Genomic DNA, 13979 nt, shown 5'->3' with positions numbered 1-13979 from the left:
CCAGTTTAATGCTACTCAAATGCCTAAACAGACAAACACTTAAATAGATATCAACGTAACGGTGCCACTTATAAGTCAAATGATATAAAGATAAGCGATAAACGTAACCGCTAATGCTAGCATATTTTGATAAAAAATGACTGTGAAATGTGTGCTAAAAAATCACCCAAGCCTTGCTGATGACGCATGATTCAGCATGAATAAACACTGGTAGACGTTACCAGTAGTCAATAAATCACATAAATGGTAAGGCATGACTGGCTGCGGTATTGCGTCAATTTAATTAGCCAGTGTTTTTGCTTTTAGAAAGGTTTGTTTGTCATTCGTATCAAGTCACAAATATGAGTAGCATTAATTGCTAGACTGATTGATTGTCAATACTCATCTCTACCACAATTATTGGAGCATAAATAAAATGTCTAATCCCTCTACCCTACTTGAGCTGGCTGGTGGCGAATTTGATACCCTTGATTGGTCAAACTGCGCTATCGTATTTATTGATTATCAAAACGAATATGTCGATGGCGCCATGCCATTAGGTCAAGCAGGCAGCAAAGCCACTGCAAACGCGCGCCTATTGCTTGATAAAGCCCGTAAACAAGACGTTCCTATCTTTCATATCGCTCATCATGGCGAAGACAATGGCAATGTTTTTGACCCATTGTCTGCTAACGTCGCTATAGTGGACGAGCTAAAACCAATGGATAGCGAAAAAATAATCACCAAAAAGCATCCTAATGCCTTTCATGACACTCAGCTTCAAGCACTTATCTCAGCGACCGGAAAAAAACAGATTATTTTTGCGGGTTTTATGAGTCATATGTGTGTCAGCTCTAGCGTCAGAGCAGCGTTTGATTTAGGCTTTGATAATTTTGTTTGCCATGATGCCTGTGCCACTCGCGCACTTCCTAGTGCTAAAAGAGAAGGCATCAGCGCTGAAGTAATGCACGATACTGCTATGGCGGCCTTGCAAGATAGATTTGCGGCTTTGGTTGCGACTGACGACTTGGTTAATGGTTAATGGTTAATGGTTAATGTCACTGTCACTGTCACTGTCACTGTCACTGTCACTGTCACTGTCACTGTCACTGTCACTGTCACTGTCACTGTGCGTAATCGTCATACATTCGATAGTATGGCGGCTGCCTGCTTTTAGCTTGTTTCCAGATCGTTTTCAGCTACTGGTAGACTCGTCGTAGAACGTCCCATACGCCTTAGCAAGATAGCGCAGCAAATTTAAACGAAAACATTACCTAACCCTTGCCGACTGCGCAGCGATTCGCTGATATGCTACACTACAATAATAAGCAATTTAAAAAATAGTGAGGCGACACAAGAGCAGTAAAATGCTGATATTGTCTTCATCACTGATTTGCACTTCTAAATTTATAACTCTAATAAGGATAACTATATGAATATTAAATTATCTCAGCACCTGCCAAAAACTCATACTCAAAAAATTCTAAAAAAAGAAGCCAAAAACAAAGACGAGGCCTGCCTAGTCGTCCTAGTCGATGACAAAAAAAACATCCTTGCTGAATCGGTGTTGGCAGACTATAGCACTCGTATCGAGCAATTGATCGAAGTCTCGCACTTCAACGGTAAAGCTGGCGAAACGGTAGTTGATTATGCGCTAGCGGGTGATAAAAAAACCACTAAGCAAAACCCTATCCAGCTATTATTGGTCGGTGTTGGCAACGTCGATAAGCTCAACAATACAGTCTTGCAAAAAATCACTCAAACCATCTATAGCAGCACACAAAAACGGGTAGCCTCTATCACCGTTGCGTTAGGCGACACGCTTGAAGAAAACCAATTTGGTCAGTTTGCCCTCAATCTGTTGGCCGCTACCTATCGTTTTGACAAATACAAATCTGAGCAAAGCACGCCTGCGCTAACTGATATTTATCTACTAGCTGACGAATCACTACAGCCAGCATTAGAATTCGCAGAGTCAGTATTCGCTGGTCAAAGCTTGACTCGCGATGTAGCCAATGAACCAGGTAACATCTGCTTCCCAGCTTACATGGCAGAAAAAGCCCAAGAGCTAGCAGCAACCTACCCTGACCTATTAACAGTCACGGTACTGGGTGAAGACGAGATGTCAGCGCTGGGCATGAATTGCTTCTTAGCAGTCGCGCAAGGCTCCACCAAAGAAGGCAAGCTGGTACTCATGGAGTATCGCGGTAAGTCAAACTTTAGCGCCGACGCTGGTAAATCCACGACTAGCAGTGCCAAAGTTAGTGGCGGCCTAAAAGCCTTGACTGATAAACTACCCACCAAGACTGCTAACAAAAAAGCCTCTAAAAAGAACGATGACAATGTGCAAGCAGCAAATGATGACGCGCCTATCGTATTAGTCGGTAAAGGCGTCACGTTTGATTCAGGTGGTATCTCAATCAAGCCCGGTGCGGCAATGGATGAGATGAAATTTGATATGGGTGGTTCAGCTTCTGTACTCGGTACAATTAAAGCACTATGTGAAGCGCGTCTACCGATCAACGTCGTTGGTGCTCTCGCTTGTGCAGAAAACATGCCATCAGGTGATGCCACGCGCCCAGGCGATATCGTCAAAGCCATGAATGGCAAATCCGTTGAAATCTTAAATACCGATGCGGAAGGTCGCTTAGTATTGGCAGATACTTTATGCTACGTACAGCGCTATAATCCAAAAACCATCATCGATGTCGCGACATTGACTGGTGCTTGTGTGGTGGCATTAGGTCATGTCCGCTCAGCGGTCTTCAGTAATGATGAAGATGTCTTATTTGATTTAGAAAATGCCAGCAACCTATCTGGCGATCTCATCTGGCATATGCCGTTGGATGACGAGTATCAAGCACAGATCGACTCGCCTATCGCTGACATGCAAAACATCGGCGGTAAAGGTGCAGGTGCCGTCACTGCTGCATGCTTCTTGTCGCGCTTCGTCGAAGAAGGTCAAGCATGGGCGCATTTAGACATCGCTGGTACGGCATGGAACTCGGGTAAAGATAAAGCCGCGACTGGTCGCCCTGTGCCGCTATTTATGCAATACTTAAAAAACAGCGCGAATATGGTCTAATCCGTTGACGAAAACCAACTTATGAAAATCAGTTTATGAAAGTTAGCTTTTATGTATTAAGCGACAGTAAAGCCCAAGATTTCTTGGGCTTTATTTGTCAGTTGACCCAAACGGCACTCAATAAAAGCAGCCAATCGCTGCTCATTCTGGTGGGTGATGACGCAGAATTATCATCGACGCTTGATGAGGCGCTATGGGCACAAGAAGCGACAAGCTTTATACCGCATCAACGCCTTTTAGCTAACAATACTGAAGGCGATGATCCTGAGGTTGATATTAACAAACGATTAGCACCTGTATTGCTTGGCGGCTATATGCCAGCAGATTTCAACGGTATCGTTATTAATACAACAGCACAGCCCGTTAATGCTTTTATGCAAGCAACCAGCAATGCCCAACCTACCCGTATTCTTGAGCTGATTAAACCTGACGCGACCAGTGTTCAAGAAGGTCGTAATAAGTATAAAGCCTATCAAAAATTAGGCTATGAGCTGACTCATTTTAAAGTTTAAGTTGCAGCCTGCGCCCTAACTTCTCCTCATTTCTCACGAAAAGCACGATTTCTCATCAGAGAATCCACGTCAATTTTTCTCATATTAAGTCTCTACCTTCACCTGTCCCGCCTATGTCGGTTGGTGGTAAAGGTAGGCTCTTATCCTAAAAAATGCTACCATCCTTCGATTATTTTTCTGTTTTCACTATAAATGTCTTATTTACAGTCGAATTATTTCAAAATGGCAACCAAGCAACCGAGCCTACACTGCGTATTTTAAGCAAGGTTAATGCGGTCATCATTTATAAATAATTTGGAGTATTGACTAAATCGAGGATGTATAGATGCGTTCACTAATTGCGATGTACCAGCGTATAGGGCTGGTGCCGCTCATTATTATTGGTTTGATATTAGGCGTACTGATTGGTTGGCTAGCACCAGATACTGGTATAGCACTAGGCTTGTTAGGGACTCTATTTGTGGGTGCACTAAAAGCGGTGGCACCGATACTGGTATTTACTTTGGTCATCGCAGCGATTAGTCAGCATCGTAGCGGCAATGAAGTCTTCGTTAAGCCCGTGCTCATTATGTATATGTTCGGCACTTTTTTGGCCGCCCTGACTGCGGTGGGCGCAAGCTTCTTATTCCCGACCGAGCTGACGTTGGTGAATGCTACTATCGAGCAAGTACCACCGGCGAACTTAAAAGAGGTGTTGACCAATCTGCTGATGAATTTGGTGGCCAATCCTATCAGCGCCATTGCTGAAGCCAACTATATTGGTATCTTGGCATGGGCAATCATCATTGGCTTTGCGCTACGTCAAGCCAGCGATACGGCTCGTACTGTCGTCGGTGATTTCGCGGATGCCATCTCACAAGTGGTGAAATGGGTCATTGCCTTAGCGCCTTTTGGTATCTTAGGCTTGGTTGCCAATACCGTCGCGGAGACAGGCTTTGGCGCGTTGGCTGGTTATGCGCGTATTTTGATGGTGCTCGTCGGTTGTATGCTATTTATCGCCTTGGTCGCCAACCCTATTATCGTCCTTGTTAAGACTGGCAAAAACCCTTACCCGCTGGTATTCACTTGCCTGCGTGAGTCAGGAATTACAGCTTTCTTTACGCGTAGTTCCGCTGCCAACATTCCCGTCAACATGAACCTTGCACGTAAGCTTGGGCTGCACGAAGATACGTATTCAGTGACGATTCCACTGGGTGCGACCATTAATATGGCAGGCGCGGCGATTACTATTAACGTACTCACTCTCGCCGCTGCTCATACCTTGGGTATCGAAGTGACGTTTGCTTCAGCGCTTCTGCTAAGTTTGGTGGCAACGATTAGTGCTTGCGGTGCATCTGGTGTCGCTGGTGGTTCGTTACTACTGATTCCATTGGCGGCGAGCTTGTTTAGTATTCCAAACGAAATCGCCATGCAAGTGGTGGCAATTGGCTTTATCATCGGTGTGATACAAGACTCGGCAGAAACAGCACTGAATTCGTCAACTGACGTACTATTTACGGCAGCTGCTGATCCAACGTATTCTCGTTAATTGATAGATATTCAGATTGATAAATTAAGAACCACAAACAGAAAAGGGCCTTATTTAATCAGTGAGGCCCTTTTTATTGTCTATTTTTCAGCTTTATTTTCAGCTAGCAACGTCTACATCAATCATAGATGACTTAATGTTCCACTGACGTTTGAATTATCGATGATGCCCAAGCTCATCTAATATGTTTTTAATAAAAAAGCTTACCTTATCATCTATTTAATTATGAAACTAAAGGTCGTTGTATATGAATTCCATCATGGCTTTTGCATAATTTCTATCACCTTCAAGCGATCTGAGTTCTAATTCGTGTGATGGGATATTTAATGATGTTCTGTAATCATGAAGTAATACAGCCGCGCTATTGGTAATATGGCTATTTTCCTCCAAAGCTACTATACAGTCATTAAACGATGTTCTCTCATTCAAATTAAGTATTGTGAGTGGTAGCTTATAACGCTGCCTCATTTCATCTTCAACAAATTGTCGTAACTTAGTTATTTTGTTATCTCGTGTCCTAAACTCAACGAAATCCATAATCTCAGTGTATCTTTCGTCATGTGCAGTTGCTGTCATTTCAGCTTTAGTGGTTTCTTCTATTATTGAACCATTTACTGTTTGAACTATCTTTAAGGCTTTAGCCTCATTAAACTTTTTCATTACAGCTGAAGCCATTCCTTTGTAATGTGTAGTGATAATTATTTGTTTGGTAGAAGCCTCTAGGGTTTGCAATATTTGCAATATACTGGAGATTCTTTCATTATCAAAACTGGTGACAGGGTCATCCATAACTAGAATAGCTTTTTCTTTTTCATCAACAGAAAGTTGATTTATTTTAGCAAAGAAAATACAAAGAGCTAAAGATCGACGATCTGATTCACTAAATAAGCAGTGGAATTTAGTTTTATCTATATCTCTGCCTTTGAAAGATACTTTTAGATCATAGACGGTTCTAGCACCAACACGATTAATACTTCGGGATATATCGAAATCACTTGAACCAATACGACGAAAAAGACTGTTTATTTCATTAAAATAGGTATCCAAAAAAAGATCTTGATCAGCTTCTAAAGCAGTCTTTTCTGTATTATAAGCAGCTAAATCTCTGATAATGCTATCGTTTAAATTAGAAAAATTTATGCAATCTACATTTAGCACAAGCCGTCTCTTTTTATTGTCTAAAGAGACTTCTTTTCTGGCTTCAACATCCTTAGACTCTCTTAACGCTGTAGCATCTTGTGATTCTTTAAATTGAGTGAGTTCATTATTAATTGCTGTTTTTATTGTATTGTATTGAGTAATTGACTCATCGAACTCAGAGAATACGTTTTGTAGCTCAGTAAAGTCTATAGCGTCAATCGCGTTATAAGGAGCTTCTAGTTTAATCGTTAGTGCAGTATTAACAATCTTGGCAAACTTATCGTTAATAAGGTATAGGTTGGTCAATGTATGGTTTATATGCTCAAAACTGTCTGACAGTAGCTGTATGAAACTCTGTTCATTCAGAATTTTTCTGATATCTTCTTCAACGTATGTCTCTAGACATGCTAAGTTTCGTTCATGCTGCTCTTTGATGCTTCCTATATTTGAATTGATTAAAGTGTTTCTTTGAATTTGATTTACGTTAGTTCTAGTGCTAGATATAAAGGTCTGGAAGCTGTTATTAAAAGCTGTTTTATAACTGTCAATTAAGGCAGAAGCTCCTTCTTCTAACTCTTGTCCACAGAAAGGACAATCATCTTTTAGATGTATTACACCTCGAGCTGCCCAGCCATCAAAGGCATCTGTATTATCCACATTTGTTTTATGTGCATTTACAGCAGCTTTAGAGGCTTGATGTATATTTTCCATATTTAAATCTAAACATTGATTTATAGATTGTAAATCTGTATTAATAGCTTTATGTCTAGGGATAGTTTCAAGGTTCGTTCTACTAGTAACTTGAGTCACATTATAAATTTGAGTATTTAATTCTTGTTGCAATCGCTTAGAGCTTTGTATTTCTTCATTAAGCTCTTCAAGAGTTTTATCTGATAAAGGCAATGTTATAAACGTATCAATATTATTAATATTATGTGAGTTGAATCTATTGGTAATAACAGCTAATGACTTTTTATCATCTCTAATTTTTTGATTTTTTGATTCTAGCACGACAAATTTTTCTGAATTTTCACCTAAAATAAAACTTGATATATTGGTGGAGTTTTCTCGACTATACGACATACCAGTCATGACGTTACGATGAATAAAATTTTGATCGAAAACGTGTAACACAGAACACTCAGGAATCTTGGATGTCCAAGCATTATTTAGGAACTCTACAGGCTCTCTCTGACCACTAAACTTAACTCTTATGTTTTGTTGTACTTGAGAGGGCTCTCTTCGCGGGATAATCGATTTTCTGTCAATTATTAGTTGCGGCTCATCTAAACAAAGTGAATAAAATATATCGCAGAGTGTACTTTTACCATTTCTATTTTCACCGTAAATAATATTTACATCAGAAAATACAATTTGACCAGCTTGAACTCGGCAGTAATTACCGGTATTTTCTATTAATAGGATTCTCTCTAGCACAATTGCTTTCCTAAATATAATTTGGGTTTATACTATAGTCAGTTCAAAATAAAACTGTTATGGCCAGGACAAATATCATAAAATAATTTAGATAAGTCATTTTGCATCCAGCCTTGACGTAGAAACTTCACTTGTGCCCATTTCTTTTCAATGGGATTTAGGTCAGGGCTATAAGGTGGCAGCCAAAGAATACGATGGCCATGCCTGTTCAGTAATTTTTGGATACGTCTACTTTTGTGAAACCGAGCGTTATCCATGACAATCACGCATTTTGTTTTAAGACTTGGGATCAGTGTTTGTTTGCACCAATCGTAGAATATGCTGCCGTTAATGTTGTACTCAAAGTAATCCAGCGCAAACAGCATCTTCTCATAAAGAGCACCAATCACATTGGTTCGCTTTTTACCTTGCCAGTTGTCGCTATCAATACAAGGTTTGCCTATCGGTGCATAGCCATAAGGTCTTATAGTCTCAGCCTCAAAGCCACTTTCATCCATGTACACAATGGGGTAGCCTTGCTGCGTAAAGCTATTAAGCTTACTGTGATATATCGCTCTTTTTATCGGACACGCTTTTGGATGTTCCAAGGTCTTTTTTTTGACTGATACCAAGGCGCTTTAAGGCATGATAAATGCCTGTTTTACTACAGTTTAAACGACGTGCTCGCTCATACTGGTAATCATCAGGATATTCTTTGACATCATTAAGTAGCACGTCATCAGGTATTTTATAGGGTTTGGTTTGCCTTGTCGTTTTGCTATGAACACGTCTCTTCCAGTTTTGTATGGTGGTTGGGCTGAGATTATAGAAAATAGCAGCTTCAGCAAAGGTCATACCGTCATCTATACTTTTAAGAACTTGTTTACGAAAATCTAATGAGTAAGTCATGGTCTTTATAATAACAATTAAGTTTGATAATTAGTTTATAACACTTTTAAGTGGGCTTGACTATAACATGTATCTGATAAGTATAAACTATTGCCCAATATTTACTAGTAACTACTAGAATTTAGTAAACAGCTATTCTTAAAAACAAAAAACGGCATCTATTGCTCTTTTTATTTCGTACTCTAATCATAGATATTTTTTGAAATACTTTTTAATATATATCTGGACGCAATCTCAGTCATGCTAATAAGTTAATTTGAGTTGAAAGACTATTTTAACGTGCTGACATCCACTTCAATTACGGGTGCTTGCATATCTAGCTGATGTTTTAATTGGCGGAGTTGCTCCACCTCACCTAATAGCTCCAGTATCAAACCAATCGCTGGCACGCTGGCTTCAAAATCACGACTCAAACGCGATGCGCGGCGTACAATCGTTAGCTGATAGCCAGTAAATTGCTCACGTTCTGGCACATCATACTCAATGATATTTTCTTCAATCAATTCGATAACCCATTGGCGCTCTTGGCCACAGGCCGATACTAGCTCATCTAAGCTCATGATAATATCGGTAAATTCAGGCGAGTGTTTCATAGCGATTATCCTCGTTTGCTCTTTATTTTATTGTTATCGTATGGTCTTTATCTCTGCTTCGATTTAAGTATTTCTTGGCGGTCATTAACGACTGATATTGGTGTCAGAAAAAGCTTGTTTCAGCTGCTCATAAGCTTGGGTAGCAGTTTCGGTACTGATATCAGGGTTGACCATGTTTAAAGTTAAATACAAATCGCCTGCTTGCTTGGCAGGGATGCCCTTACCTTTTAAGCGCAAATTGCTACCGGATTTGCTGTTTTTAGGAATCGTCACACCAAGCGTACCTGCTGGTGTCGTGAGGTTGATTTTTTCACCCAAGGCGGCTTCCCATGGGGCGATGTTGACGGTTTGATAAACATCAACACCTTCGATACGAATATTGTCTGCATGACGGATTTTCACTTTTAAAAATAAATCGCCGTTTTTACCATTACCGCCGCCAGCCGCACCTTGACCTGTCAAACGAATTTGTTTGCCATCAGTGATGCCTTTAGGAATTTTAATTTTGAGGGTTTTATTTTCGTAATCGACACTGCCATTAGGCTGACGAACCGGAACATTTAATTTAATACTGTAGTCGTCACCGCTATATACCGAAGACAAATCAACGGTAATCTCTGCATGTTGGTCTTGACCTTTGCTATCTTGCGTCCCAAAACCGCCACCAAATTGGTCAAAGCCACCATTTTGAGAGCGACCACTTGCCTGCCCATTCGCTGAACCACGTGCACCGCGACCAAATGCCGAAAAGATATCATCAAAGCGAAAGCTACCATCGCCAAACGCTTCACCCTCACCAAACTGGTCTTTGATGTCCTCCCAGCGGAAACCACCTTGCCCGCCGCCCGCTGATTGACCACCAAAACCACTAGCGCCACCTTGACCAGCAAACGGATTGTTTAGCATCGCATCGTATTCAGCGCGCTTGTCTTTATCGCGGATGGTCTCATAGGCGTTATTAATCACAGCAATCTTATTGTCAGCGTCTGGATCGTCACTGACATCAGGATGGAATTGACGGACAAGCTTACGGTATTTTTTCTTGATATCGGCGTCTGAGGCGTCTTTTTTGACCCCTAAAATGTCATAGTAATTTTTCTCTGCCATATTGTTTTTCCTTATCGTATTTATTTCTAATAAATTCAGTTAATACATAATATGGGAATAATGAATAAATATTTAATTTTTCGCCTGCGTCATTATATTGATAGATGTCACGACGATTTTGGCATTATTATTCTTTGACAACTGTTGCCATAATGTCACTTTGATTGGCATGGTTTTATTGCTCAATGCAGATGGCACCTTATCTGACTGCTCATTCTTAAAATATAGCATATGTTGTTCAAATAATGCTGTCTCCAAAAACTCAATATCATAAAATCTAAAATTCTCTCTAATCGCACACATCTCGCCATGGAAACTGCTGAAATTCTCGCCAAAAAAATCATGGCGGCAGTGAATAAAACCATCGCAACTTATTCAACATACCACTTTTGAGATGAAGATACGCCCTAGAATAATATCCCAGTTGATACGCTTTACAAAAATGTAAGAATCTGGCAAGTTTTATTTACATCAACTTATGCTCAATTACTACTAAAAACGTAACAACGTTAAGTTATTTCAATAAATTGATGGAAAATTCAGCCACAGCCACTATTTTATAAGGCCTAACCACTATAAAAATGTTGCTCAAATCACTGCTAATATCGTCTACAACACAATAGTTTTTCTTTGGATTTCGTGCTGTATTTTGAACTTTAACGGTCCATTTTCTTAATTTTCGATATGTGAATATGTGACCTCTAGCGTTCTTTTACAGAACGGTAAGGATATGACAAGCTATGTATTGTAAAATGAATATAATGTTTATACTCATAGGGAGTATGAATAATATAGGCAAGCTTATCTGTCTATTTTATAAATCGTTTAAAGGTATTAAATGTCTTATTTCATCAAGTCTTTAGTTATCACTTTATCACTACTGCTGACTACCACCGTTTTTGCCGGTAACACCAGCTATTATGGTAATAAGTTTCATGGTAAGCGCACAGCCAGTGGCAGTATCTTCAACATGAACTCCTTGACTGCGGCGCACAGAACGTTGCCATTCGGTACGAAGGTACAAGTGACCAATAGAAAGACAAAGCAGAGCGTGATAGTAAAAATTACGGATAGAGGACCTTTCATCCGAGGACGCATTCTTGATTTATCTAAAGCCGCTGCTGGTAAGATAGACTGTCAACTTTGTACGACCAGTATGAAGATACTCTCTTATGGTGATGGTAGATACCGTAAGGAATAATGTAATGAAAAAGGGAGAGCTAACGCTCTCCCTTTTTTATGTCTGATTTTATCAATTAGCGACCATACAATAAGCCGTTAATTGTGCTAACCGTATTGCTTAACGAGCATTTGCTTCCATTTCCTCTAGCGTGGTCATCGCTAGCAATAGCTTTTCTTCATGGTCGCTGTGCTGCTGCTGTAGCGCGGTTTGCTCATTGAGCAACACCAATAAATCGGACTTTCGGCTGTCTTCATAGAGATCCGTGTTGGCCAGTTTTTCTTCTAGAGCAATTAACTGCGCATCAATTTTAGCCAGTGCCTTTTCTGTATTTTCAATCTCACGACGAATTGGTGCGGTCAACTTACGTTGTTCGGCGGCCAGTTTGCGCTGCTCTTCTTTACTAAGCGTAGGCTCAGCGGCTTTGTTTTTTGAGGGTGCATTAGAGGCTTTATTACTCGTCTGACTGTCAGTTGTTTCACGTGAAACGAACTTCTTGCTCTCTTTTTTGCTTTTTTTCTTGCCAGTGTTTTTATCTGGTGCATTCTCTTGTTTACGCTTTTCTGCCAGCCACTTGCCATAGTCGCTGATGTCACCATCAAACTCTTCGATAATACCATCATGTACCAAAAACAGATCATCACAGACATTCGCAATCAATTCGCGATCATGCGAAACCAGTACCACTGCCCCTTCAAAGCCCTGTAGCGCGATGGTCAATGCTTGGCGCATTTGCAAGTCTAAATGGTTGGTTGGCTCATCGAGGACGAGGACGTTCGGACGTTGCCAAACAATTAATGCTAGCGTCAAACGCGCACGCTCACCACCAGAGAATAATTCACTTGGGGTATCAATGCGCTCTCCACGGAAGTCAAAGCTACCCAAAAATGAACGTAGCATCGCATCAGACGTTTTGCCTGCTAGACGACGCAACATCTCTATTGGGGTTGCCTTTGCATCAAGAATATCCATTTGATGCTGGTTAAAATAGCCAAGTTTAAGGGTATCAGAGACACGATACGTTCCTGTTAATACGCCAAGCTCGCCCACCAATGCCTTAATAAGTGTTGATTTACCTGCGCCATTCATGCCTAGCAAGCCGAGACGCGTATCCGGCGTCACCTGCACATTGGCATTATGCAGCAGTGGTACGTCGCTATAACCAATATCTGCTTTGGTCAACTCAATCAGCGGTGAACTCATATTTGCTGGCTCATAAAAGCGGAACGAGAACGGGTTGTCCGCCATCATTGGTGACAGCTCAGCCATACGCTCAAGTTGCTTGATACGGCTCTGCGCTTGCTTGGCTTTACTGGCTTTGGCACGGAAACGACGAATAAAGTCATCCAAATGCGCCTTAGTCGCTTCTTGTTTTTCAAATGCTTGCTGCTGCTGCGCCATACGCTCATGACGGGTACGAATAAACTGCTGATAGTTACCCGTATAAAGGGTGATTTTTTGTTGTTCTACATGAAGAATATGACCAACCGTCGCATCCAAAAATGCTTGGTCATGCGAGATGACGATCACTAGACCGGTAAACGCATTGATCCACGTTTCTAGCCAAAGGATCGCATCCAAATCCAAATGGTTGGTTGGCTCATCGAGTAACATAAGATCAGCACGGCTCATCAGGGTTTTGGCAAGGTTCAAACGCATACGCCAGCCGCCCGAAAACCCTTCTACCGGTAGCTCATGCTGACTCGTATTAAAGCCAAGACCTGCCATGATTTGCGCGGCTTTGGTCGGTGTGCGATACCCATCAATTTCGTCGAACTGCTGATGCAACACCCCAATCTGCTCATCACTAACACTACTCAAATCATTCAAAGAGGCATTAATCTCATACCATTGCTCATCACCGCTCAATACATAATCAATCGCAGACTGGCTACTTGCACCAACTTCCTGTGCCATATGCGCCACATGCCAGCTATCAGGGATGCTCACTTCGCCCCTATCAAGTGTGACCTCGGTATCGCCAGTGCCCATTCGAGTCAGCAGTAAAGCAAACAAGGTCGATTTACCAGTGCCGTTGTTGCCTGTTAAGCCAACTTTGTGGCCCGGATGGAGCTGGAAGCTTGCACCTGCAAACAATTCACGACCATCACGGCGAACACCAACGTCTTTAAATTCGATCATATAATTTCTTCATCTCAACAGTAATATAAAATATAAGGCAATAAGAAAAACACACATCTGGCATGCTGACTGGCGGCTATTATTTCAAACGCTTGCCTTATAGGCAAACGATTAAATAACTATTTCAAAACCAATCAGTTATTATGCTAAAAAACCCTGTCATAAAACCCGCGTTGACGACTGTCACTCTTGACAAACGAATCGTCACCCCCATTATGATATACTGCCAAAAGATTAATGCCAGCAGACTATTAATTAGTAGTAGCCCGAATAGTAGTAGCCCAAATACCAACCTTATAATATTGCAACGACTTTGCCATAACGACAGCACCCAATCGAATCAAACGCCGCGCGTATCTTTATTTGCAACGATGTCAGTTGCAAACCC

General features: G+C 41.1%; 13 protein-coding genes. 6 read left to right on the top strand and 7 right to left on the bottom strand.

Going from position 1 to position 13979, the window contains the following annotated elements; translation table 11 throughout:
• Positions 1–415: 415 nt before the first annotated feature.
• The 5 genes from ACTQ9T_RS06790 to sstT all read left to right on the top strand — a co-directional run bounded on the left by ACTQ9T_RS06790 (position 416) and on the right by sstT (position 5104).
• Positions 416–1021 (top strand): cysteine hydrolase family protein, encoded by a 606-nt coding sequence (locus ACTQ9T_RS06790; protein ID WP_440464566.1) that lies wholly within the window; start codon positions 416–418, stop codon positions 1019–1021.
• 6 nt (positions 1022–1027) lie between these two features.
• Entirely contained in the window at positions 1028–1156 is a 129-nt protein-coding gene (locus ACTQ9T_RS06785) for a hypothetical protein (RefSeq protein WP_440464565.1), read from the top strand.
• A 255-nt stretch (positions 1157–1411) separates the two neighbouring features.
• Positions 1412–3064 (top strand): leucyl aminopeptidase, encoded by a 1653-nt coding sequence (locus ACTQ9T_RS06780; RefSeq protein ID WP_440464564.1) that lies wholly within the window; start codon positions 1412–1414, stop codon positions 3062–3064.
• A 35-nt stretch (positions 3065–3099) separates the two neighbouring features.
• Positions 3100–3576: a DNA polymerase III subunit chi gene (locus ACTQ9T_RS06775; protein WP_440464563.1), complete on the top strand. Its 477-nt coding sequence runs from the start codon at positions 3100–3102 to the stop codon at positions 3574–3576.
• 325 nt (positions 3577–3901) lie between these two features.
• Entirely contained in the window at positions 3902–5104 is a 1203-nt protein-coding gene (gene sstT / locus ACTQ9T_RS06770) for a serine/threonine transporter SstT (protein ID WP_189583694.1), read from the top strand.
• A gap of 231 nt (positions 5105–5335) precedes the next feature.
• Here sstT and ACTQ9T_RS06765 read toward each other — a convergent pair whose 3' ends face one another.
• From ACTQ9T_RS06765 to ACTQ9T_RS06740, 6 genes are all read right to left on the bottom strand, one after another.
• Positions 5336–7681, bottom strand: a complete 2346-nt coding sequence (locus ACTQ9T_RS06765; protein WP_440464562.1) for an AAA family ATPase — start codon at positions 7679–7681, stop codon at positions 5336–5338.
• A gap of 38 nt (positions 7682–7719) precedes the next feature.
• Complete coding sequence (locus ACTQ9T_RS06760) at positions 7720–8268, bottom strand: IS630 family transposase (RefSeq protein ID WP_440464561.1); 549 nt, start codon at positions 8266–8268, stop codon at positions 7720–7722.
• Positions 8219–8569 carry an IS630 transposase-related protein gene (locus ACTQ9T_RS06755; protein WP_197174663.1) on the bottom strand — a complete coding sequence of 117 codons (351 nt, stop codon included), beginning with the start codon at positions 8567–8569 and terminating at the stop codon, positions 8219–8221. Before ACTQ9T_RS06755 ends, ACTQ9T_RS06760 begins: the two co-directional genes overlap by 50 nt.
• A gap of 269 nt (positions 8570–8838) precedes the next feature.
• Entirely contained in the window at positions 8839–9162 is a 324-nt protein-coding gene (locus ACTQ9T_RS06750; RefSeq protein ID WP_440464560.1) for a chaperone modulator CbpM, read from the bottom strand.
• A gap of 84 nt (positions 9163–9246) precedes the next feature.
• Entirely contained in the window at positions 9247–10269 is a 1023-nt protein-coding gene (locus ACTQ9T_RS06745) for a DnaJ C-terminal domain-containing protein (protein ID WP_440464559.1), read from the bottom strand.
• Between the two features lie 72 nt (positions 10270–10341).
• Positions 10342–10500, bottom strand: coding sequence for a hypothetical protein (locus tag ACTQ9T_RS06740; protein WP_440464558.1), 159 nt, complete (start codon positions 10498–10500; stop codon positions 10342–10344).
• Between the two features lie 607 nt (positions 10501–11107).
• On the opposite strand from ACTQ9T_RS06740, the gene ACTQ9T_RS06735 reads away from it, so the two are divergent.
• Positions 11108–11470: a septal ring lytic transglycosylase RlpA family protein gene (locus ACTQ9T_RS06735; RefSeq protein ID WP_189583719.1), complete on the top strand. Its 363-nt coding sequence runs from the start codon at positions 11108–11110 to the stop codon at positions 11468–11470.
• A gap of 99 nt (positions 11471–11569) precedes the next feature.
• Here ACTQ9T_RS06735 and ACTQ9T_RS06730 read toward each other — a convergent pair whose 3' ends face one another.
• Positions 11570–13591, bottom strand: coding sequence for an ABC-F family ATP-binding cassette domain-containing protein (locus ACTQ9T_RS06730; RefSeq protein ID WP_440464557.1), 2022 nt, complete (start codon positions 13589–13591; stop codon positions 11570–11572).
• Positions 13592–13979: the final 388 nt, after the last annotated feature.

Source organism: Psychrobacter sp. ASPA161_6 (genome assembly GCF_051970285.1).
GTDB lineage: Bacteria > Pseudomonadota > Gammaproteobacteria > Pseudomonadales > Moraxellaceae > Psychrobacter > Psychrobacter glaciei.
Note: the sequence above shows the minus strand (reverse complement) of the source record. Positions and strands in the feature narration are given on the sequence as shown.